A 23,678-nucleotide genomic window follows, 5' to 3' on the forward strand; every position below is an offset into this window, starting at 1 on the left:
GGCGGGAATGGGAGAAAACGCCGGGGGGATTCGCACGGCGCGAATCGAGCGCAGCACGAACGAGACCGCGATCGCCGTCGAGCTGACCCTCGATGGAACGGGCGCGGTCGAATGCGCCACGGGAATCGGGTTCTTCGACCACATGCTGACGGCTTTCGCACGTCACGGCCTATTCGACCTGCGGATTTCGGCGAAAGGCGACCTGGAGGTTGACGGGCACCACACCGTCGAGGATTGCGGGATCGTGCTGGGCCGGGCCTTCGCCCAAGCCGTGGGGGACAAGCGCGGTATCGCGCGCTTCGGAGACAAGACGATCCCCATGGATGAGGCCCTGATCGCCGCGACCTGCGACGTTTCCGGCCGCGGAGCTCTGTATTGGGACGTGGACATGCCGCTCATCATGTTGGGCGCGTTCGATTCGTCGCTGGTCAAGGAGTTCTTCACGGCGTTTTCCGCCAACGCCGGGGTCACGCTGCATATCCGGCAAATTGCGGGCGAGAACGCCCACCATATCGCGGAGGCGGCGTTCAAGGCGGCAGCTCGCGCGCTGCGCGAGGCGGTGGCAATCGACCCGCGCGAACGCGGGGCGCTGCCCTCGACGAAGGGAACGCTGTGATAGCCGTCGTCGATTACCGCAAGGGCAACGTGGCCAGCGTGCAGCGGGCCCTCGCCGCAGCGGGTGCCGATGCCCTCATCACCTCCGATTGCGCCCGCATCGCCGACGCCGAGGCCATCGTCTTGCCGGGCGTGGGGGCGTTTGCCGACGCGGCGCGGGAGATGCGCGCATCGGGCCAGATGGAGGTTCTGAAAGAGCGCATCGGCCAGGGCGTTCCCTTCCTGGGGATCTGCCTGGGGCTCCACCTGCTGTTCCAATACGGCATCGAGGGAACCGATGCTCCGGAAGGGCGGTTCGATCTCATGGAGCGCGGGCTGGGCATCGTCCCGGGCGCGGTTTTGCGCATGCCTGATCGCGGGGAGGACGGCCGCATGTTCAAGGTCCCCCACGTGGGTTGGAACCAGGTGCTGTTCGACGATGGGCGCCCGATGCTGTTCGACGGCATCGAATCGGGGGAGAACTTCTACTTCACGCACAGCTACGTCGCACCCGACTCTCCGTTCACCTGCGCGACCACCTTGCACAGCGTTTCGTTTCCCGCTGCGGTGAACCCGCTTCCGCATGTGTTCGGCGTTCAGTTCCATCCCGAGAAGAGCTCGGATGCGGGAGCTGCGTTCATGGGCAATTTCGTCCGATTCGTCCGAAGCGCCTCGTAGGCCGGCAAGGAGCAGCCATGTACCTTCTTCCAGCGATCGATATCCTCGACGGCAAGGCCGTCCGCCTTGCCAAGGGGGATTACAGCCGGGTGACCCGATACAACGACGACCCCGTCGAACAGGCCCTGCGGTTCGAACGGGCCGGGGCGGCTTGGATTCATATCGTTGATTTGGACGGCGCCCGCACCGGCGTGTCGTCCAATGCCGCGATCATCGAGCGCATCGTTGCCTCGACGTCTCTTAAAGCCCAGGTGGGAGGTGGAGTGCGTTCGCTTGAGGCGATCGAGCGGCTGATCTCGGCGGGTGCGTCGAGGGTGGTACTGGGAACCGCCCTCGTGCGCGATCCTGGGTTCGCCGCCGCAGCCGTGGATCGCTACGGCGACGCGCTGGCGGCGGGGATCGACGCGAAGGGCGGGGAAGCGGCCGTTTCGGGCTGGGAGGAAGGTTCGGGCGTTTCGGCGCACGAACTGGCCCGATCTATGGCCGATTTGGGGTATGGGCACCTGGTGTACACCGATATCTCTCGCGACGGCATGCGAACCGGCCTCGATCCCGAGGCGTACCGCTCGATGGCGGCCGCGTTCGGGCGCCCGGTCGTCGCATCGGGGGGAGTCGCGGGGTTGGACGACATCCGGGCGATGCTGGGCTTGGGAGATGCGATCGAAGGCGTTATCGCGGGGCGCGCCTTGTACGAAGGCTCGCTCGATCTTGCGGAGGCGTGTCGGGAGATCGCGCAGTACGGCAAGGAGCGCTGATGTTGACGAAACGGGTCATTCCCTGCATGGACGTGAAAGCGGGCCGGGTCGTGAAGGGCGTGAACTTCGTGGGGCTCTCCGACGTGGGGGATCCCATCGAGCTCGCGCAGCGCTACGATCGGCAGAAGGCCGACGAGGTTGTGTTTTTGGACATCGCGGCTACGCACGAGGATCGTGCAACCACCATCGATCTGGCTAGTCGGGCAAGCGAGCATCTGCGGTTGCCCTACTGCGTGGGCGGGGGTTTTCGCACGGTGGCCGATATGCGGGCTATGATCGCGGTCGGAGCGGACAAGGTCTCGGTGAACTCGGCCGCCATCGCCGACCCGCAGCTGATTTCCCAGGCTGCGGCAGCGTTCGGGTCGCAGGCCGTCGTATGCGCGATCGATGCGCGCCGCTGCTCTCCCAACAAGTGGGAGGTGTTCGTGGCGGGCGGGCGCAAGGCCACGGGGCTCGATGCGGTGGAATGGGCCCGCGAGGCGGCGCGGCGAGGCGCCGGCGAAATCCTGCTCACCAGCATGGATCGCGACGGCACGCGCGAGGGGTTCGACTGTGCTTTGACGCGGGCGGTTGCACGGGCGGTGAACATCCCGGTCATCGCGTCGGGCGGTGTGGGCGAGCTCGAGCATTTTGCCGAGGGCATCATCGAAGGCGAGGCCGACGCCGTTTTGGCCGCCAGCGTGTTCCATAAAGGCGAGCTGACCATCCGCCAGGTGAAAGAGTACCTAAGCAAGCAGGGAATTCCCGTGCGCCTCTAGGGGAGCTGGAAGAAAGGATGCGCAAGTATGGAAGCCGCAGATGAGAGCGTGCCGGTTGAGGATTTCCTCGCCCAGGTTCGCTTCGACGGCGCGGGGCTGGTTCCGTGCATCGTCCAGGAGGAGTCGACCGGGTTGGTGCTGATGATGGCTTGGATGAACGAGGAATCGCTGAAGCTCACCTTGGAAACCGGCTCCACGTGGTTTTGGTCGCGCAGCCGATCCGAGCTGTGGCATAAGGGGGCGACTTCGGGAAACACCCAGCGGCTGATTGAGCTGCGTTTCGACTGCGACGCCGACACCCTGCTCGCGTTGGTCGAGGCGGCGGGGCCGGCCTGCCATACCGGCGCGCACAGCTGTTTTTTCCGATCCGTTGGCTGAGATTGCTGCAGCGTGCCATTTATTGATGGTTGCGCTTTGCTTTGGTCGGGGGTATTTTAAATAGTGGATATTCATACCCGTAAAGGAAGGGGAAGGAAACAATCATGTTGCTGAATAAGCCGCGCTATATTTTAGCGCCCCTGCTCGCGCTTCTGCTCGCAGTGGGGATCGTAGTTGCGGGGGGGGGGGCGCGTGCATTCGCTGAATCTAAAGTCGTAGATGTCAGCATTACCAAGTTCGAGATTCAGAACTTAAGCCACAAAACCCAAACCGAATTCTTTCATTCTGATACTTTCTATATTGCTATGGATTGGGATGCCGGCTCAAGCGGGCATGATATTCATGAGGGGGACTATTTCGATGTCACCCTTCCCGATAACATGAAGTTTCCCTCAGGTACGACGGCGAGCGATTTCGACCTCGCAGACTCAGATGGCAATGTCATCGCAAAGGCTCACGTGACGCCTGGTACGGGCGATGCGGGTGGGACTGTGCACGTTGTGTTTACCAAAGCAGTCGAGAACAAATACAACGTCAAGGGGACCATGTACCTCGCCGCTCGGTTCAACGAGAGTAAGATTACTGTCGATCAAGAGAACAAATTCTCCATTACGGTCAACGGAAACGTTGCAGGGCATACGAGCACCAAAGAGACGGGTGTCGTTGTCACTGGATCGAAGCCTCTCAAAGATGAATCCCTGATCAAATGGGGTCAGAGCGTTCCCGATGATAAGCAACAGGCGCAGTGGGTTGCTCGCGTGAACCACGTCAAAGGGAACCTGACCAACGCCAAGGTTACCGATACGCTCGGAAGCTCGGGTATGACCTATATCCCCTCTTCTTTCAGGCTGTATAGGGTTGTCTTCGATGCGTACGGAGAAGTCTCTCAGGAGCTTGAAGCCAAAACGGGAGACGAGTTGGTTGCAAGCGGCAAGTTGGTGTTTGCTCCCGACAACGCGTCGTTCACCTTGGATCTTGGGACAACGAACGAGCAGTATTACTTGCGCTACAAGTCTACGTACACGCCTGGCACCAAGCTCCTCAATCACTTGCGCCTTGAGTCGGGGAGCAAGGCTTGGGTAAGCGATGCGTCATACCAATCTGCTAACTCGGGCGGTAGCGCAGGTGGTGACCTCGCCAGCAAGATCAAGCTGACCAAGGTCGATGCAGACGATAACGTCACTCCGCTGAAGAACGCCGTGTTCACAGTGACCAGACCGAATGGATCGACGTTCGAGCTGACGACTGGCGCGGATGGTACGGTCACCTCCGAGAAACTCGAGCAGGGCACCTACAAGGTGAAAGAGAAGACCCCGCCTGCGGGTTACGAGCTGAACGACGAGGAATACACGCTTGAGGTGACGTCCACGGGCGGTGCGCTCAAGACCATTACCGACAAGCCGATCAAGATCACCGTCAACGTGAACAAGAAATGGGTTGGTCCTGTTGGCTCTTCCGTTACGGTGCGTCTGCTGGCCGATGGTAACGACACCGGCAAAACGGTCGTGCTTGACGCGGCGGGCGGCTGGACGGGTACGTTCACCGATCTGCGCAAGTGCAAGCCCGACGGTAGCGAAATCAAGTACACCGTTACCGAGGCCCAGGTGTCGGGCGTCGATACGAACAAGTACTCCACCGCCGTTTCGGGCGACGCGGCTGCCGGGTTCACTATCACCAATAAGAACACCGAAACCGTGAAGATCCCCGTCACCAAGAAGTGGATCGGCCCCAAGGGCTCGGAAGTCACCGTGAAGCTGCTGGCCGACGGGGTCGAAGCTCCCGGCCAGGAGCTGAAGCTCAACGAGGGCAACGGCTGGAAGGGCGAGTTCTCCAACCTGCCCAAGTACAAAGCCGATGGCGCGGAAATCAAGTACACCGTTACCGAGGCCCAGGTTTCGGGCGTCGATGCAAGCAAGTACGCAACCAACATCTCCGGCAGCGCTGCTTCCGGCTACACCATCACCAATAAGAACACCGAGACCGTGAAAGTCCCCGTGGAGAAGAAGTGGGTGGGTCCCAAGGGCACCGAGGTCACGGTGAAGCTGCTGGCCGACGGCACCGAGGTTCCCGGCCAGGAGCTGAAGCTCAACGAGGGCAACGGCTGGAAGGGCGAGTTCTCCAACCTTCCCAAGTACAAAGAAGATGATGGTGCGGAAATCAAGTACACCGTTACCGAGGCCCAGGTGTCGGGCGTCGAGGCCGGCAAATACACCACCGTCGTCGCAGGTGATGCCGCTTCCGGCTACACCATCACCAACACCAACGGCGAGGCTGTCAAGGTTCCGGTGGAGAAGAAGTGGATTGGCCCCAAGGGTTCGGAAGTCACCGTGAAGCTGCTGGCCGACGGCACCGAGGTCCCCGGCCAGGAGCTGAAGCTCAACGAGGGCAACGGCTGGAAGGGCGAGTTCTCCGACCTGCCCAAGTACAAGGCTGACGGGTCCGAGATCGTCTATACGGTGACCGAAGCCCAGGTTGCGGGCGTGGATACGGACAAGTACTCCACCGCCGTCGAGGGCAGCGCAGCGAATGGCTACACCATCACCAACACCAACACGGAAACCGTGAAGGTCCCCGTCTCCAAGAAGTGGGTGGGCCCCAAGGGTTCCGAGGTCGTGGTCAAGCTGTTGGCCGATGGAACCGATGCGGGCAAGGAGCTCACGCTCAGAGAGGATAACGGCTGGTCCGGCTTGTTCGAGGACCTCCCCAAGTACAAGGCCGACGGATCTGAGATCGTCTACACGGTGACCGAGGCCCAGGTGTCGGGTGTCGACGCCGGTAAGTACTCTACCGCCGTTTCGGGCGATGCGGCTGCCGGGTTCACCATCACCAACACGAACACGGAGAAAGTCGATGTCTTCGGCGCTAAAACCTGGGACGACGACAACAACCGCGACGGAGACCGGCCGACGTCCATTACCGTGAACCTGATGCGCGATGGCATTAAGGCCGACTCTGCGGTCGTCATGGCCGACGTCGCGGGCAACTGGGACTACAGTTTCACCGGCTTGGCGAAGTACGATCCCGCCGATGGGCACGAGTACAAGTACACGGTGACCGAGGAGGCGGTTGCGAATTACGCGACCGAGATCAACGGGACCGCCATCAAGAATTCTCACACCCCCGGAAAGACGTCCCTCACGGTAACGAAGGCATGGAGCGACGTCAACAACCAAGACGGCATCCGCCCCTCTTCCATCAAAGTCCAGCTCTACGCGAACGATGCCGCTTTGGGCGCCCCCGTCGAGCTGAACGAGGGCAACAGCTGGACCCACACGTGGACCGGTCTTTTCCAGAAGGAGAACGGCAAGGACATCGTGTACAGCGTTAAGGAGGTCGACGTTCCCCGCGGATACGAGGTCTCCATCGCCGGTGATGCGACGACCGGCTTCACTCTGACGAACGCCCACGTTCCCGAGACCGTTTCCATCCCCGTCGTCAAGAAGTGGGTAGGCGGCGAGGGTGCCCCTGTCACCATCCACCTGCTGGCAAACGGCGTGGATACGGGCAAGAAGCTCGTCCTCGGAAAGGATGAGGGCTGGAAGGGCTCTTTCTCCGACCTGCCTAAGTTCGCCGAAGGCAAAGAGATCGTCTATACCGTGACCGAAGATGCCGTGGAGGGATACACCTCCGAGGTATCCGGCGACGCAGCCTCCGGGTTTACGGTGACCAACACCGTGGTGCCCCCGGAGACGCCCAAGGTCGTCTCCGTGATGCCGCGCACGGGCGATAGCGCCGGCGGAGTCGCCGCGGCTGTTGCGGCGATCGCGGGATTCGCTGCTCTTGGCGGTGCGGCCGCGTACCGCAGGCGAGAAGAGTAAGCTGCACCCGAAGCCCAGGTTGGCGGCTTCGGAAAACGGGCGGTTCACATCGAGCCGCCCGTTTCTTTTGTCGATCCGCTTGCTAGTTGATTATTGACTAAGCGAAAGGGCTTCTTATATCGTTTCACCAGGCGGACCATCGAGAGATCGGTGCGCAAGGGATTGGCGTGGGAGCGATCGCCCGCCAAGGGAAGACAAGCAGTCTGCAAGGAGGAGATCATGTCCATCGCAAGCAAGGTTTGCAAAGCAGCATCCCTGATGTGCGCCGCCGTTTTGGCCGGTGCGCTGATGGTCGGCCTGACCGCGTGCTCGGCTAACGACGAGAAGGCCATCAAAGACGGCATCAACACAGAGCTCGGCGCCTTCAAGAACCCCACTAAGGAGTCCTTGGAAACCTATGTGAACCAGGTCAGCAGCGCCGACTTCAAGCAGATCGAGGCATACGGCATCGATATCTACGAGTTCTTGGGCCACTGCTTCAGCAAGTTCGATTACTCGATCGGCAAGGTGAGCGTGAACGGCAACACCGCCACCGCCGAGATCTCGCTGACCAACGTCGACGTTCAGACCGCCATGAAAGACACCATGACCGAGTTCGAGGCGCTGGGTCAGGAAGAGCTTGCGCGCATCTACACGGAGGGCGGCGAGAAGGCGCTGATGGCCAAGTATTTCGAGGCGTTCTACAGCAAGCTGGACGCCACTTCCGAGACGGTCTCCAGCGATCTGACGATCAAGCTCACCAAGACCGATAACGTGTGGAATATCGACAACGACAGCCTCAACGCGCTGGTGAGCGCAGCGTATGGCGGAGCGAACTTCTCCAACATGATGTAACCGCGATCGGTTCGCACCGACATATGTGGTTTGATGAGGGCCGGCGTTCCCATGCGCCGGTCCTTGCTGTATCGTGGGGGAGACGATCCGTTCGAAAAAAAGGGGGCGCAGCGATGCAGAGGTTCGTGGCCGAAGAGTCGTTCTGGGGGCTGTTCCCCGATTCCGCCATCGGCGTGGCGGTTGTGCGCGGGATGAAAACCGCTGACGAGGTTTCCGCCGATGCCGCCGCATCCATAGCCCGATTGCTCGATGACGCCAACGAGGCGGCCAAGGGCCACTTGGAAAGCGATGTTGTCTCGGAAAACCGGGTGGTGGCGGTTTGGCGCGAGGCGTATCGCAGGTTCAAGACGAAGAAGGGTGCCCGCTGCTCGATCGAAAACCTGATCAAGCGCGTGTCAAAGGGCAACCCTGTGGGCAGCATCTCTCCTTCGGTCGATATCTACAATGCGATCTCCCTCAAATACGCCTTGCCGGTAGGGGGAGAGGACCTCGACTCGTTCGTCGGAGATGTCTGCCTCGGATTGACCGAGGGGGGCGATGCGTTTCGAGCGTTGGGCGAAGACGCAGACGATCCGACCCTGCCCGGAGAGCTGTGCTATCGCGACGAAGCCGGCGCGATCTGCCGCTGCTGGAATTGGCGCGACGGAGTGCGGACCGCGCTGTCCGACGAATCGCGCAACGCCTTCCTGGTCATCGAATGCGTCGATCCCGAGCGTATCGACGATTTGGAACGCGCCCTCGACGAGCTGGTCGGCTTGGTCGAGCGGTATTTGGGCGCCGACATCTCGGCTAAGACGATCATCAGGGCCGAGAACCCCGAGATGCCCCTCGTATAAGCGCCGTCGCAGCAAGGCCGCTGCGTGCGGTTCGTGAAGCCTTCTTGCGCAACGATTCCGTTTGGGCTACCATAGCCCCGTCCAAATCCCATGAACAACCGTTATGTGCCGCATGCATAAGCGAGGCGCATGTGCGCGAGATAGGCTTGCATCTCCGAACGTCATCCCCAAGCATCCTTGTTGATTTCGCCTGGTCTGCGGGCTTATTCCATTTCAGTATCGATGCCGGGCGCACCCGGTTTTGACAACAACGCATCCCGAAGGAGGACATGTGAAGTTTTTCCTGGACACGGCCGATCTGAACGAGATCGAAGAGGCGGCCAGCTGGGGGGCGCTTGCGGGCGTTACCACCAACCCGTCGCTGTATGCCAAGATCGGCGGTAAGGTTTCCGATTTCCAGAACCATATCAAGCGCATCTGCGACATCGTCGACGGCCCGGTTTCCGCCGAGTCCGTCGCCATGACGCGCGACGAGATCGTGCGCGATGGCCGCGAGCTGGCAGCCATCGCCCCCAACGTCGTGGTGAAGATCCCCACGATGGTCGAAGGGCTGGCCGCCACGCGCATCCTGGCGGACGAGGGCATTCCCGTGAACATGACGCTGTGCTTCTCGGTTCCCCAGGCGCTTCTGGCCGCCCGTGCCGGCGCTCGCTACATCAGCCCCTTCATCGGCCGTTTCGACGATATTTCGGAAGACGGCCTCGACCAGCTGGAAAACGTGGTCACCGCGATCGGGAACTACGATTTCACCCCGTCTACGGTCAACGGCGAGCAGATCGAGATCATTGCCGCGTCGGTTCGCAGCGCCAACCACGTTACGCAGGCGGCGCTTATGGGGGCCGACATCGCCACCGTTCCGTTCTCCGTTCTGAAGAAGATGGTGCAGCACCCGCTGACCGACCGGGGCCTCGAAACGTTCCTTAAGGACTGGGAGAAGGTTCAGAACGCATGAGCGACGAGATCGTAAACGAGCAAGCCGCCGATTCCCCGTCGCCGCGCCCCCGTCGCCGCGCCGCAGCTAAGAGCGACGCTTCCGAGAGCGAGCCGATCGCAACCGAGGCTCCCGCCAAGAAACCCCGTGCTTCCCGCGCGAAGAAGGCGCCCGCTGGATCCGAGCCGACCGGTGTCGAGGCGCCGTCCGTTTCGGCTGCGGGTGACAAAGCCGCCTCTGCGCCCGCGGCTCCGACCGATGCCGAGGCCCCGAAGCGCCGTCGAGGCCGCCCCCGCAAAACCGCGGTTGCGGATGCGCCGCAGACTGCCGCAGCGCCGTCAGGGCGTTCGGCTGCGGCTGACGACCTCAGCCTGCCCGTGGTGAAGAAGACCGTTTCCGAAGGAGACCTTCTCGCATCGACCCGCGCTTCCGAAGCGGACGCGGTTTCCCGCATCGCCGATTCCCTGCTCGCCCCTGCGCGTTCGAGCGAAGACGTTTCCGCCGAAAGCGAGCGCCCGCGCCTTCCCCGTCGAACGACGCGCGCGAAGATATCGGATAAGCCCTCCGATGACGCCGCCGCTCAGGGCGCTGATCCGCGCGAAGGTACGGGAAGCGATCTCGCGCCCGAGGCGGCCGATCGCCGCAACCGTCGGGACACGTCGCAGAAGGGCCGCCGTCCCGGAGCGCTGTCAAGCGGCATGCGCAACCAATCGAACGGGGGGAGCGACTCCAACCAGCGAAACGGCCAGCGCAAGGACCGCTCCGATCGCCAGAACAACGGGCAGAACCGCCCGAACAACCAGAAGAACAACCGCCGCCACCAGCGCAACGACCGTGAGATCGCTCCCAGCGTGACGCGCGAGGAGCTGGCCGAGCTCAAAGTGGCGGAGCTGCGCGCGAAGGCCGCCGAGCTGGGCGTCGAAGCGACAGGAGTGAAGAAAGCCGAGCTGGTGGAACTGGTGTTCGCGGCCAGCGTGAAGGCCGAAGGGTTCCTCGAAGTCACCGGCATCCTCGATGTGCTGTCCGACGGGTACGGCTTCCTGCGCACGTCGGGCTACCTCCCCGGCGAGGGAGACTGCTATGTCAGCGCCTCGCTCATCAAGCGCAACCACCTGCGCAAGGGCGACCTGCTGGTGGGCCAGACCCGCCCTGCTCGCCCCAACGACAAGTTCGCGGCCGTCCAGAAGGTCATCTCCGTGAACGGAACCCCGCTCGAACAGCTGGGATCGCGTCCCCGCTTCGCCGACCTGACTCCCGTGTATCCCCAGGAGCGCCTGATCATGGAGCATGGGGCGCACACGTATACGGCTCGCGTGATCGATTTGGTCGCACCCATCGGCAAAGGCCAGCGCGGTTTGATCGTATCGCCGCCCAAGGCCGGCAAAACCACTATCCTCAAGGATATCGCGGCCTCCATCACGGCGAACAACCCCGAAGTGCATCTCATGTGCCTGCTGGTGGACGAACGTCCCGAAGAGGTCACCGACATGCAGCGCTCCATCAGGGGCGAGGTCATCTCGTCGACGTTCGATATGCCGGCCGAGAACCATATCGCCTGCGCCGAGATGGTCATCGAGCGTGCGAAGCGCATGGTCGAGCTGGGCGCCGACGTGGTCATCCTCCTCGACTCCATCACGCGCCTCGCGCGCGCCTACAACCTCGCGCAACCGGCGTCCGGGCGCGTGCTGTCCGGCGGCGTCGACTCCACGGCGTTGTATCCTCCCAAGCGCTTCCTGGGCGCCGCCCGCAACATCGAAGGCGGCGGCAGCCTGACCATCCTTGCATCCGCCCTGGTCGAAACCGGATCGAAGATGGACGAGGTCATCTTCGAGGAATTCAAGGGGACCGGCAACATGGAGCTCAAGCTGGACCGCTATCTGGCCGACCGCCGTATCTTCCCCGCGATCGATGCCGTGGCCAGCGGCACGCGCAAAGAGGAGCTGCTGATGGATCAGCAGGTCGCTCCCTTGGTGTGGGCGGTGCGCCGCATCCTCGCGAACATGAACAACACCGAGAGGGCTATGGACACCCTCATCAAATCCATCAAGCAGACGGACACCAATCAGGAGTTCCTGCTCCGTACCGCGCGCAAGGCGCAGCAGTCGAAGGGCGAGGTCTCGTCGCTGTAAGCCGTTGCCGCTTTGCATCCGATCGAACGGATGCGCTTCCCACCCCGGTGATCATCGAGGATTTCCCGATGCTCACCGGGGTTTTCTCTTTTTCGGAACTATCTTTCCGTTCGGCGCGGATGTTTACGGCCTTCGTTTCGGGACTCTCTTGCAGCCGGGTTTCGCGGCACGCGCGCTGCCCGGCGCTCGGGTATCGCCCGCCGTACCCGAGGGAGACAGAGAACTTCGGGCACAATCGTTTGCCATTGGTAACTTTCTGCGCTATCATCGCCCCTATTCAATATTCAACATGGTTAACTATTTGATGTTGAACCTTGTTAGCTATGGCTTTGCAGCAAGGGCCGGCTTGAGGGTTCGCCGAACATCGATAGGCGCCGACCTTTTTTGGGAGAAAGGGAGTCGCCGCCGGGTTTCCATGGCATTCAAGGGAGGATCGTATGCAGAGAAGCAACGGCTTCGCTTCGGGTGAGGGCGCCGTTGGGCGCAGCCTGCCCAGACTCGGCTTCGCTTCGGTTTCGTCGGCGGTCGGGGCGGCTTGCGCCGTCGCGCTTGCGCTTGCGTGTTCGGCGCCTTTGTCGGCCCTTGCCGTCGAATCGGCGTCTCCGGAACCGATTTGGGCGGTCGGTTTCGGCTCGGGAGGAACCAACAGCGTCGATACGCAGACGCTTTCTACGGTCGACAGCGTTAACGATGCGTTTCAGCTCGCCGATGGCGGGATCGTCGCGGCGGGCCTGTTCGATGCCAAGGGAGTGGATGGTGCAAGCGGAGTCAAAGGCGGCAACGATGCCGCGCTGATCCTGCTTGGAGCGGATCATAAGATAAAGTCCCAAACGCTTGTCGGCGGGTCGGGGAACGACTCTTTCAATGCGGTCGTGCCCGTGAGTACGGGAGGGTACGTCGCCGTCGGTATGACGGCGTCGAGCGACGGAGATCTCGAAGGGCATGCGAAATCAGGCAAAGCCGACTTCGACGGGCTGCTGTGCAAATTCGACGCAAACGGATCTTTGGTCAAAACGGTAGATTTCGGAGGTTCGGGCAAAGAGGCTTTCCGCGATGTCATCGAAACGCCGGACGGGGGCTTCGTCGCGGTCGGCTATACCGGTTCGACCGATCGAGACTTGTCGGGCGTGAAGTCGACCGACGATCGCGACTCCCTGGTCGTGAAGTTCAACGCCGATTTGGAGGTGGAATGGAAGAAGACGGTGGGGGGATCCCATAACGTCGATCGAACCTTCGAAGACTTCGTTTCGGTCGTTCTTGCTCCCGACGGGTTGGTGGTTGCCGGTTACTCGGATGCGGATGACGGCGATTTGTCGGGTCTTGGCAAGGGAAAGCGCGATGCCGTGGTCGCGAAGTTCTCCCATGACGGGGCTCGCCAGTGGCTTAAGACCTACGGGGGAACGCTTGCCGACGAGTTCGCCTCCATCTCAAGCGACTCGGCTGCGGGCGATTCTGCCCACGGTTATGTTCTTGCGGGCCGTACCAAATCCTGCGACGGCGATTTCCAGGGTTCGTCGGAAACGGGAAAGGACAAGGCGTTCGTCATGCGCATCGACGCTTCTGGCGAGAAGGTGTTCTCCACGGTGCTTTCGGCCGATGAGGGAAGCGCAGCCGAAAGCGTTCGCGCAACCCCGAAGGGGTACGTGGTAGCGGGCGAGTTCAAGGGATCGACGGGCGATTTCTCTCGGGTGGTTTCTTCCGGGGGCCAGGACGTCTACACGGCCTCGCTCGCCCTCGACGGGACCGTTCAGAAGATAGCCGCGTTCGGGGGCGATGCCGACGATTCCGCACGCGGCATAGCAGCTGGAACCAAGGGGACCCACCTTTTGTTCGGGCACTTCAAGAGCTCGAACTTCGAAGGGGTCGCTCTTGATGGAAAAGCGCAGGGCTTCATTGCGGGACTTTCCGACGACGATGTCCTGCATCAGGCGCAAGCGTCTTATACCATTCCCGTGCAGGCCTATCACCTCACGCTCGACCGAGAATCCATGATGCACAACCTGCTGTTCAACACCGCCTACGTTGAGAAGGTGGGGAATGCCTACAAGGTCGCGGTGTACTTCGTCAACGCCGATGTTGCCGGCAACCGCGTATACGCCGGCTCATTGGGTTCTAGTTTGTACGATCGCAACGGCGACGGGGTCCTTGTGGCGGCAGACAGCGACACGTACGACTCGAAAACCCAGGTGAAAACGGTTACCATGACGCTCACCGAGGACCAGTTGCGCACGCCGCTCAAGTTCAACATGCAGGGCATGATGGGCGGCGGCATCCGACTCAAATTCGACTACGACTCGATGACCGAAGGTGTCGAGCCCACGTTCCCCGAGGTCGAGGCGACCGCTTCCGATTATCCTGCTTCCCTTAAGGTTGTCGTCGGCGGTGCGGGTAGCGACGTCCCCTCCGATATGGACGTTCTCGCCAACGGTAATATCATGACCGTCGGGTCCACGACGTCGAAAGAGGGGGATTTCGCCTCCGACCGCGCTGACGTGAAGCAAAGCGGCTTTATCGCCGAGTACAACTCCGAGGGCGAGCTCATGTACAGCAAGACGCTCTCGAGTGCGAGCCGTGCTTCGGTCCTTTCCGTCGATGGAGCCGATGACGGCAGCTATTTCGTATCCGGCTACTATCAGGATCCGGACAACACGCCTCCTGCCAACGACTTCTCCTCGCTCGCTCCGGGGAATTCCTACGGCGGTAGGAACGCTTTTGCCGCCAAGTACGACGCCGGGCGCAACTTGGTGTGGATGAGAGGCCTGCAGGGCTCGGGCACCATGCAGTATCAGCAGGTGAAGGCAACGAATGATGGCGGATGCATTGCGCTTGCGACGGTCATGCTGGGTTCGGGCGGCGCCTACGAGGGGTCGTTCAAAGACGATCTCAAGGGCGTCGTGAACATCGCAGTAGTCAAATACGACGCCCAGGGAACGGAGCAATGGCACACGATCGTCGGCGGCGCCGGCGTCAACGATGCCGGCTCGGGCCTGTGCTGCCTGGCCGATGGAACTTACCTGGTAGTCGGCCAGCATTCGGCGTCCGACGGCGACTTTGCCGGCAAGGAGTTCTTCGGCGGGACCTTCGATCTGTTCAGCGCCCGGCTGAGCGCCGAGGGCAAGGTAACTTCGGTGACGACTTACGGCGGATCGAAGGACGATTCGTTCAGCGCAGCCATCCCCACTTCCGACGGGGGCTTCGCGTTCGTGGGCAGCACGAAGTCCAAAGATGGGATGTTCTCGCTCAAGGATAACGAGTACGAGAACTCCTTCGTGGCGAAGTGCGCACCGACAGGCGCGGTCGAATGGGTCTCCACCCTGAAGTCGAGTGCGGCGAATGGGGCGAGCGCTCTGGTTGAAACGGCTGCGGGATACACCGTGGTGGGAACCTCGAGCGGATCGGATTTCGATTTCGCGAACAAGGCGCGCGGCGCCGACGACGCGTTCGTGGCCGAATTCACCAAGGAAGGCGCGCGCACGTCTCTGCGCAACCTGGGCGGATCCAAGTCCGACGACGCCTGCCAGGTTAAGCAGCTGAATGAAAGGCAGCTGGTCATTCTTGCGTCCAGCAACTCCACCGACGGCGATCTGAAGAACATCGCACGCGGTTCGAACGACGGATTGCTGGTGTTCACGCTCGATCGGACCCCGCTTGTCGAGGCTATCGGCAAGGCGGAAGCCGCCCGCAAGGGCGCGGTGGTTTCAGTCGATGGAAACGGCTTGGAACCGGGTGCTGTCTGGGTGATGCAGGGAGACGTCGATCGCCTGGATGCCGTCATCGCCAAGGCTCGCGAGGTGCTGGGCTCTGACGAGGCGACTGCCGAGTCGATCGGCAAGACAGCCGAAGCAGTGAACGGCGCGGTTGCGGCGTTCGATGCGGCCAAGCGCGTGGTTGAAAAATCTCCCGAAGGTTCGGAGGTTTGGAAACGCCTCGCAGGCGACACGGCTCTCGATACCATGGCGTCCATCTCCCGAGAAGGTTGGTCGGACGGGTGCGTCCCGGAGTCGGTCATCGTCGCGACGATGGGGGGCTATTGGGATGCGCTTTCTTCTTCGGCGCTCGCCGGGTTGGACGGCGCCCCCATCCTCCTGACCGACGGAAGCGAGCTGTCCGATCAGACCAGGACGGAGATCGCGCGCCTCAAACCGAAGAAGGTCTACATCGTCGGCGGATCCGCTGCCGTATCGGAAAGCGTCCGGTCTTCCATCGAGGGTATGGAAGGGCTTGCGGGTCGCGTCGAGCGCCTGGCCGGTCCGGATGCGCCCGCTACGGCTCGGGCTATCGCCCAAGAGGTCTCGTCTCGATCCAAAGGCAGCGCGTCTGCATCGAAGACCTGCGTCATTGCGACCATCAACGGGTACTACGACGCGCTCTCGGTCGCATCGTTCGCCTACGGCCAGAAGGCCCCGGTGTTTCTGACCGATCCTTCGGGAACCTTGTCCGATTCGACGTTGAGCCAGATCGCTTCGGCGGGATTCGACAAGGCGATCATCGTCGGCGGCACCGCCGCGGTTTCCGGTTCGACTGAAAGTGCTCTGGCGCTGGCTATGAAGGTGGACGCAAACTCGGCCGTCAAGCGGCTCGCGGGCGATGACGCTTGGAGAACCTCCCAGGCCATTGCCGATTTCGCTGTGCAAAACGGCATGAGCGCCGACAAGATGGGAGTGGCGGACGGCAACGGCTACTGGGACGCGCTTGCAGGCGCGGCTCTGTGCGGGAGGAACGGCGCGGCCCTCGTGCTCGTGCCCCATACCGGCACGACCTCGGAAGGCGACTGGTTCTCCTACGATCCCTACTGCATCGACGGCTTCGTGCGCTCAAATGCCCCGTCCATCCGCTCGGGGTACGTGTTCGGCGGTACCGCCGCCGTTCCCGCTCAGACGCTCGACGCCCTGAACAGGGCGGTCGGCCGCTAAGCGCTTCCGCGTGATGTTTTCGGGCCGACGACGCCGATCGTCGGCCCTTTTCAGCTTCGAGGCCTTGTTCGGCTTCGCGATCGTGAAGGGGTTTCCCGTGTCAATGTTGGGCATTCGTGCTTGTTCGAGAAGGGGTCTGGTGGCATTCCTGGCCGTTGCGCTCTGCCTGTCCTGTCTCCCGATGTCGGCGTCGGCCGACGAACCCTCCGTCACGTCTCGAGAGGGATCGGAGGGCCCTTCCGCCTCGCTCGGCGGTGAAAACGGGGCTTCCCCGTATTCGATCGACGACCTTCTGACGTATGCGGGAGGGGATTCTTCGGAAGGAGACGAGGCCGACGCCTTCGACGGCGCTTCCTCGGAGGAGGGCGGATTCGCGTCCGAGGGCGACGGCTCCGAGGCGGACGATCCGGTGACGATCGTCGTCCAGCTCGAGGAAGAGGAGGTCGAACCGCATGGGGTCCTGAGGTTCCTGGGTCTCGAAACGTCTTTGCGCGACCGCGTGAAGGCGTCCATCGGCGATGCGGCGGCGGACAAGGGCGTTTCCGTGTCGATGCCTGCGGCATCCCCCGCGCCTTCGAACGGATGGAATCTCTTCCCCCAGGAATCGCGTGACGACGATCTGGTCGAATACACGCATGCGATCCAGGGTTTCACTATGAGGGCCCCGGCTCGCCTGGTCGATGTCATCAAGGGGATTCCCGGTGTGAGAAACGCGTTCGTCGAGCGCGAGTATCGGTTCGACCAGACCGACTCCGAATCGTCCGTCACGGATGCCGGCGAGGGCGGAGCGGCCCTGCCAACCCAGTCTCTGCCCAGAGGATCTGCGGGGCCGGTCCAGTCCATCGACAATCGCGCGGCCCTGGCCATGTCGGGGATCGATTCCCTTCCGGAGAAAGGCGACGGCATGTCCATCGCCGTGATCGACTCGGGAGTCGACACGTCCCATGCGGCGTTCTCGGGGAGCATGGACGGCGTCTCGCTCGCTTTCACCGAGCAGGCGGTTGCCCATAAGAGAGTCGATATGGTCGGGGGAGGCAGGAACGCGGCCTTCGTGAGCTCGAAGATCCCCTTCTCCTACGATTATGCGGACAAAGATGCGGATGCAACCCCCGCGAATGTGGGGCTGAGCCACGGCACCCATGTTGCCGGGATCGCAGCGGCCAATGCGGGCGAGGTGCGCGGCACGGCGCCCCATGCGCAATTGCTGGTTATGAAAGTCGCACGCGATCTAACCGGGGCGATCCCCGAAACGGCGATCCTCGACGCGCTGGAGGATGCCGCCGTGCTCGGACCCGATGTGGTGAACGTGTCCCTCGGATCGAACGGGGGTTTCTCCTCGGAGTCTTCCAGCACGTTCGACGATGCGTTTTCGACGCTGCGCTCCCAGGGCTGCATCGTCAGTGCGTCAGAGGGGAATTCGGGCTCTTCGGCAGCTCACAATTCTTCGGGAAAGGGGCTTTCTCCCGTCGGGTCCCCCGATACGGGGATCTCGTCCACGCCGGGTTCTTTGGCGGGTCCCCTCTCGGCGGCCAGCGCCGAGAATTCCGTTGGAAAGGCCTACTTCACTTTGTCGGATGGAAGCGAAGTGGCGTATGTTGCGGGCGAGACCATGAGCGATACGGTGGCCAAGAGGCTCGATGCCGCGCTATCCGAGGGGAAGCACGTCTACGTGGACGGGGGACGGGGAACGTCGGAGGACGCCGTGCGACTGAAAGCCGAAACGCCGGGCGGTTTTTCGGACAAGGTCATCGTATTCCAAGACGGAACGACGGACAACCAGGGGAAGATCCTCCTCACGGCGGGCCGCGTGTCGAACATGGCCGACCTGAGGCCTGCCGCCATCGTCGTGTTCTCGGATGCGCACGCCGACCTGACTCCGCTGAATGTGGGGGCGATGTCGCTCGTCGCATGCGTGTGCGTGTCGGATGCCGACGGGCGCAAGATGCTCTCCGCTTCCGACAAGACTCTGACGTACCGCGCGGGGGCTGCGCTTCCGGCATCGACGTCCTATGCCGTCAATGATTTCTCGAGCTGGGGACCGACCCCCGAGCTTTCCATGAAACCCGAGATCCTGGCACCTGGCGGGAACATATACTCGTCGGTTCTGAAAGGAGCCTACGGATACAAGTCGGGCACATCGATGGCCGCCCCCTACGTTGCGGGGGTTTCGGCTTCGTTGGAGCAGTACGTCGCGTCATCGCCGAAATTCTCCTCGGTCGGTCGGGCGGATCGCGACGACGTGGTCATGCAGCTTATGATGAGCACGGCGAAACCGGTTGCGTACGCATCGACTGACGCGTACTACTCGCCCCGACAGCAGGGCAGCGGAATGGTGAGCGCATCCGAGGCTCGCCGCACCGACGTGTACTTGACGGCGAAGGGCACCGAGGGCTCGCGTCCCAAGGCCGAGTTGGGGGAAAGCCCCGAAGGGCTCTGGACCTTCTCGTTTTCGCTGCATAACGTGGGCGAGGGGTCCCGTTCCTTCGAGGTTTCCGCAGCTGCTCTGGGAGAGAGGATCACCGAGGAGCTGTTCGCTCAGCAGCCGGTGAACTACGCCGGGCGGGGTATCGACGTTCGGTTTTCGGGGAGCGCTTTCGATGCTTCGTCCCGGACCGTCTCGGTTCCCGCCGGATCCAGCGTCGAGCTTGATGTGGAGGTGGCTTGCGCTCAGGAGTATCGGGACGCGATGGCCTCCGCCGTGAACGGCGCGTTCGTCGACGGGTTCGTTTTTCTGAAGCCCGTCGAGGCCGACGGCGTCGAGCTTTCGATTCCGTTCATGGGCTTTTACGGCAGCTGGTCGAAGGCCCCGGTGTTCGATGGGTCGATTTACGAGGGAACGGGTGCGGCGAGCGGTTACGCCACGCGTCTGAACATGCCGGGCGGAACGTATCCTTTGGGGATCAACCCCCTCGATCCGGATGCCTTCCGCAAGGCGGCTGCGGGCGACCTTTCCGTGGTAAACGCCGACAAGCTGGTGATATCGAACCAGATCGTCTCGAAGAAAGCGGCTGTTCCCGCCTCGCCGAGCGCCGTCGTTCCCTCGACGGGTCTGTTGCGGGGCGCATCGAAGCTCGACTACGCGTACTGCAACGCATCCGGAGAGGCGGTTAAGCGATACGGGCGCAGCTTCGTGTCGAAATCCGCTTGGGTTCCCAGCAAGGGGCGGTTCTCGGCTGCCGAGGACGATCTGCGCTCTGGGTCGGCTACGTTCAACGGAATCGGCGACGACGGCAGGCAGACGGCCGATGGGAAGATGACCTTGAGGCTGACCGCGACAACGTCTGGTCCGAACCCCGCTTCGCAGACTCGGGAGTTCGGCTTCTACTACGACACGACCCCTCCGGTCGTTTCCCAGTACGAGGTTTCGGGGGATGCCGGAAGCGAGGTGGTTTCGTTCAAGGTGACCGATGCAACCTTCGTCGCCGGGGTCGACTTCCATGATCCGGCTACGGGGAGGTACTTCCACCGAATGTACGCGACCGACGCGATCGAGACCGAGGACCCTGCGGGAGGTCGCACCTATAGGTTCGAGGTGAGTCTGGCCGATCTGAGGTCTGCGTGGGAGGCGGCAGGGCTCGGATCCGATAAGTTCCGCGCCGATGCGCCCCTGTGCGCCTGGGACTACGGATTGAACTACAGCCTGAAGACCCCCTCCCAGGTCCAGGAGGGCGTCGTGGAAAAGGATGGCTTGCTGATCAGGGAGGAAAGCAACGAGGTTGTCGGTTATGCGGGCACGGCCTCGGTAGTGTCCGTTCCTTCCGGAATCACCTCCATAGCCGCGGGCGCTTTCCGAGGCCTGCCCATCGAAGCGGTGATCATTCCCGCTACGGTCCGGAGCATCGGGGCGGATGCGTTTTCGTCGTGCTCGGCTTTGGCCAGCGTTTCCTTCGAAGACGACGCCGCCCATCCCAGTCAGCTGACGTCTGTCGGCGATCGGGCCTTTGCCAAGGTGGGGGAGGCCGACGTAGTGCTTCCGCGCAACGTGTCCTCCCTCGGCATCGAGGCGTTTTCCGGGTCGTCGGTTCAGTCGGTGAGCATTCCGTCGTCGCTTGCCGATGTTCCGACCCGTGCGTTCGCAGACTCGTCGGTGAAGACGGTGGTGCTTGCGGAGGGAGTGAAGAGCATCGGAGAGGAGGCGTTCTCCGGCTGTGCGAACCTGCGCAGCGTGACCCGGTCTTCTTCGGGAGGGACGTCGGCGGGGCTTCCCGACAGCGTGTCCTCGATAGGGGCGAGGGCGTTTCTCGATGCGGGGATCGCATCCCTCGATCTCGGTCGGGGCCTCGAATCGATAGGGGCGAAGGCGTTTTCCGGATCGGCTCTGACCTCTCTTGTCGTTCCCGACGGCGTGAAGTCCATAGGCTCGGATGCGTTTTCCGCCATGCCTCGCCTTCGCTCCGTCGAATTGGGCAGAGGCGTTGCGGCCGCCGATCTTGAGGGTGCGTTTTCGGGTGACGGTGCGCTGAAGTCCATATCGGCCGCGCCCGATGCGTCCGAGGTATCTTCGCGAGACGGGGTTCTGTTCTCGAAAGACGGCAAGCGGCTCATCGCCTATCCGGGCGGCGTCGCGGGAACCTATGCCGTTCCCGAGGGTACGCGGGATATCGCGCGCAGCGCTTTTGCGAGATGCGCGCTCTCGTCGGTGAAGTTCCCCGAATCTGTCGTGCAGGTGGGTGACGGCGCATTTGCCGAGAGCTCCCTTTCCGGACAGCTGGAGCTTCCGGCGAAACTCGATTCCATCGGCGCCCGCGCTTTCGAGGGCACGGACCTCGAAAGCGTCGACCTGGGCGGTGCGAGAACGGTGGGGCAGCGGGCGTTCGGAAGCTGCACCTCCCTTGTCTCCGTCGATTTCCGCATCGATCTGAACAGGCTCGAGTCCGTTAAAGACTCGGCATTCAACCCAAGCGTCCCCCTTCGATCCGTGAAGCTGCCCGACTCCACGGTCGAGATCGGACCTGCGGCATTCTCGAACAACAGCGCCTTGGCTTCGGTGCATCTGGGCAAGGGCGTTTCCGCGTCCTTCACCGAGGCGTTTGCAGGTTGCGGCGGGATTCGGGAGATCTCGGTTTCGGAAGGAAGCCCGTACTATTTGGCGGAAAGCGGCGTGCTGTACCGCAACGAACCTGACGGGATGCACCTCGTCGCGTCGCTTGCGGCCAACGGGCTTCGCGAATACACGGTGAAGAAGGGAACGGTTCAGATCGACCGCAGCGCATTCAAGAACAACAAGCAGCTGCGAAGCCTCGTGCTGCCCGAGGGGCTGAAAGCCGTCGAGGCCGGCGCGTTCAACGGGTGCAGCGCTCTTTGCGAGGTGTCGTTTCCCGACAGCCTCGAAAGAGTGAACGGGTTCCTGAACACCGCGATCGAGGTTGCGGACTTCGGCTCGAACATCGTCGAGATCAAGGGAAACGCATTCTCGGGCCACAGCCCGAAGCACCTGGTCGTGCGCGGCGGCAAGCAGGGGACGTTTGCGAATTCGGCCGAGTCGAGCGCGAACGTGCGGCCCACGGATACGGCGTATTTCGGCGAGGGGATGGTGTCGGCGAACTTCACGTACAGCAGGCAGGCGCCCCCCAGGATCGTCGTGGTTCCTTCGACCATGGTCGACCTGAAGCTGTACGATCCGACGAAGTTCCAGGGTGCGGCCGATATTGCGGTGTACGCCCCTAAGGGCACGCCCGGGTGGAACGCGGCTGCAGAGGCGCTCTCCAAGGCCGGCATCGATATGGGAAACGCCCGCGTTGCGGCGGACCATCTGAAAGAGTACGCCCCTCTCTCGGTGGCGTTGGAGCGTCTGGGCGATCCGGGGGCCTCCTCGTCGGTTTCGGTGCGGGCTCGGGCCGCCGGCGGCGTCGAGGGAGGGTACGAGTACCGCTTCTCGGTCATCGCGAGCGACGGGAGGCTTCTGGCTTCGGGGGAATGGACCACGTCGCCTGAGTACAACTGGGCGGATCCCTCCGACGGATCGGTGATCCGATGCGAAGTGCGCGATGCGACCATGCTCACGGCCTCGGCGTCTCTGGACGCTCATGGCGCCGACCCCGGCGAGCACGATCCGATCGGCCCGGTCGCATGGCAGCGCAAGGCGGGCGACGACGCCATGGGCACCATGAGCTCCATCGTCGAAGAGGGCTGGAAGGGACAGACGGGCTCGACCGTCGTCATAGCCACGAACGCCGGCTACTGGGATGCTCTGACCGCCTCGGGTTTGGCGGGGCTGTCGGACGCTCCGGTGCTCATGACCGATCCCTCGTCTCTGTCCGATGAGACGCGATCGCTGCTCTCAAGGCTCGCTCCATCGAAGGTGTATCTCGCCGGGGGCCCGGCCGCGGTATCTGAGAACGTGGCATCCGAAGTGCGCGCCGTAACCGGCGCGGCTCCCGTTCGCCTGTACGGAGAAACCGCTACGGGCACGGCCTGTGCGATTTTCAGAGAAGGGATGAGCGCATACGGATCGGCCTGGGGTTCGACGGCCATCATCGCGACGAACGACGGTTATTGGGATGCCCTTGCGGCGGCCCCTCTTTCCTATCATGGCCATCTACCCATCATGTTGACAGAGGGGCGTTCCGATATATCCGACGAAACCGTCTTCACCCTTAAGGAGAGCGGTATCGACAGGGTCCTCATCGCCGGAGGCCAAGCCGCCGTCTCCCCTGCGGTCGAAGCGAAGCTGGCTGCGGCGGGGATCGCGATCGAAAAGCGTTTCGCGGGAGAAACCGCAGTGGGGACGTCCCTGCTCGTTGCGGAATACGCGATAGCGCAGGGCATGACGGCGGACCGCATGGGCGTGGCCACGACGGGCGGCTATTGGGACGCCCTGACCGGAGCTGCTCTGTGCGGTAAGAACGGATCGGTTCTCGCGCTGGTCAACGACGGCGAGGCCGCTCAGGTGTCGACGTTTGTCGGGAGCCATGCGGGCTCTATGCGCACGGGGTACGTGTTCGGCGGCTCCGCGGCCGTTTCCGATGCGGTGCTCGCGCTGCTGAAGGGGTCGGATCGGGGTGCGTAACGTTTTCGCGTCCATGGTTTCAACGGTAGTTTTCTCGTCTTAGAA

The 23,678-nt window shown here is 62.6% G+C and carries 12 protein-coding genes; all 12 read left to right on the forward strand.

Annotation, left to right across the window (positions count from 1 at the left end):
• Window positions 1–7: 7 nt before the first annotated feature.
• The 12 genes from hisB (at window position 8) to JI75_RS01605 (ending at window position 23,633) form a co-directional block, all read left to right on the forward strand.
• Window positions 8–616 (forward strand): imidazoleglycerol-phosphate dehydratase HisB, encoded by a 609-nt coding sequence (gene hisB / locus JI75_RS01550; RefSeq protein ID WP_039688208.1) that lies wholly within the window; start codon window positions 8–10, stop codon window positions 614–616.
• Complete coding sequence (hisH, locus tag JI75_RS01555) at window positions 613–1,272, forward strand: imidazole glycerol phosphate synthase subunit HisH (protein ID WP_039688211.1); 660 nt, start codon at window positions 613–615, stop codon at window positions 1,270–1,272. The genes hisB and hisH overlap by 4 nt, the downstream gene beginning before the upstream one ends.
• A 17-nt stretch (window positions 1,273–1,289) precedes the next feature.
• A complete protein-coding gene (hisA, locus tag JI75_RS01560; protein WP_039688213.1) occupies window positions 1,290–2,027 on the forward strand; it encodes a 1-(5-phosphoribosyl)-5-[(5-phosphoribosylamino)methylideneamino]imidazole-4-carboxamide isomerase in 738 nt (245 codons plus the stop codon).
• Entirely contained in the window at window positions 2,027–2,785 is a 759-nt protein-coding gene (gene hisF / locus JI75_RS01565) for an imidazole glycerol phosphate synthase subunit HisF (protein WP_039688216.1), read from the forward strand. Before hisA ends, hisF begins: the two co-directional genes overlap by 1 nt.
• 27 nt (window positions 2,786–2,812) lie before the next feature.
• Window positions 2,813–3,163, forward strand: coding sequence for a phosphoribosyl-AMP cyclohydrolase (gene hisI, locus JI75_RS01570; protein ID WP_052241504.1), 351 nt, complete (start codon window positions 2,813–2,815; stop codon window positions 3,161–3,163).
• Window positions 3,164–3,267: 104 nt separating this feature from the next.
• Window positions 3,268–6,981: a Cna B-type domain-containing protein gene (locus JI75_RS01575; RefSeq protein WP_082019700.1), complete on the forward strand. Its 3,714-nt coding sequence runs from the start codon at window positions 3,268–3,270 to the stop codon at window positions 6,979–6,981.
• Window positions 6,982–7,200: 219 nt separating this feature from the next.
• Entirely contained in the window at window positions 7,201–7,815 is a 615-nt protein-coding gene (locus JI75_RS01580; protein WP_039688218.1) for a hypothetical protein, read from the forward strand.
• Between the two features lie 113 nt (window positions 7,816–7,928).
• Window positions 7,929–8,651 (forward strand): B3/B4 domain-containing protein, encoded by a 723-nt coding sequence (locus JI75_RS01585; RefSeq protein WP_039688220.1) that lies wholly within the window; start codon window positions 7,929–7,931, stop codon window positions 8,649–8,651.
• A gap of 271 nt (window positions 8,652–8,922) precedes the next feature.
• Complete coding sequence (gene fsa / locus JI75_RS01590) at window positions 8,923–9,603, forward strand: fructose-6-phosphate aldolase (RefSeq protein WP_039688222.1); 681 nt, start codon at window positions 8,923–8,925, stop codon at window positions 9,601–9,603.
• Complete coding sequence (gene rho, locus JI75_RS08895) at window positions 9,600–11,711, forward strand: transcription termination factor Rho (RefSeq protein WP_082019701.1); 2,112 nt, start codon at window positions 9,600–9,602, stop codon at window positions 11,709–11,711. The genes fsa and rho overlap by 4 nt, the downstream gene beginning before the upstream one ends.
• Window positions 11,712–12,148: 437 nt before the next feature.
• Entirely contained in the window at window positions 12,149–16,624 is a 4,476-nt protein-coding gene (locus tag JI75_RS01600; RefSeq protein WP_039688224.1) for a cell wall-binding repeat-containing protein, read from the forward strand.
• 139 nt (window positions 16,625–16,763) lie between these two features.
• The gene (locus tag JI75_RS01605) at window positions 16,764–23,633 is read left to right on the forward strand and encodes a leucine-rich repeat protein (protein WP_039688226.1); all 6,870 of its coding nucleotides are present in this window, start codon (window positions 16,764–16,766) and stop codon (window positions 23,631–23,633) included.
• Window positions 23,634–23,678 lie beyond the last annotated feature (45 nt).

Origin of the sequence: Berryella intestinalis, from assembly GCF_000814825.1 — a bacterium.
GTDB classification, from domain to species: domain Bacteria; phylum Actinomycetota; class Coriobacteriia; order Coriobacteriales; family Eggerthellaceae; genus Berryella; species Berryella intestinalis.

What these genes read in the sequence shown, in the direction of transcription:
- hisB (WP_039688208.1), top strand. Translation starts at nt 8, where the DNA reads ATGGGAGAAAACGCCGGGGGGATTCGCACGGCGCGAATCGAGCGCAGC.
- hisA (WP_039688213.1), top strand. Translation starts at nt 1,290, where the DNA reads ATGTACCTTCTTCCAGCGATCGATATCCTCGACGGCAAGGCCGTCCGC.
- hisF (WP_039688216.1), top strand. Translation starts at nt 2,027, where the DNA reads ATGTTGACGAAACGGGTCATTCCCTGCATGGACGTGAAAGCGGGCCGG.
- hisI (WP_052241504.1), top strand. Translation starts at nt 2,813, where the DNA reads ATGGAAGCCGCAGATGAGAGCGTGCCGGTTGAGGATTTCCTCGCCCAG.
- JI75_RS01575 (WP_082019700.1), top strand. Translation starts at nt 3,268, where the DNA reads ATGTTGCTGAATAAGCCGCGCTATATTTTAGCGCCCCTGCTCGCGCTT.
- JI75_RS01580 (WP_039688218.1), top strand. Translation starts at nt 7,201, where the DNA reads ATGTCCATCGCAAGCAAGGTTTGCAAAGCAGCATCCCTGATGTGCGCC.
- JI75_RS01585 (WP_039688220.1), top strand. Translation starts at nt 7,929, where the DNA reads ATGCAGAGGTTCGTGGCCGAAGAGTCGTTCTGGGGGCTGTTCCCCGAT.
- rho (WP_082019701.1), top strand. Translation starts at nt 9,600, where the DNA reads ATGAGCGACGAGATCGTAAACGAGCAAGCCGCCGATTCCCCGTCGCCG.
- JI75_RS01600 (WP_039688224.1), top strand. Translation starts at nt 12,149, where the DNA reads ATGCAGAGAAGCAACGGCTTCGCTTCGGGTGAGGGCGCCGTTGGGCGC.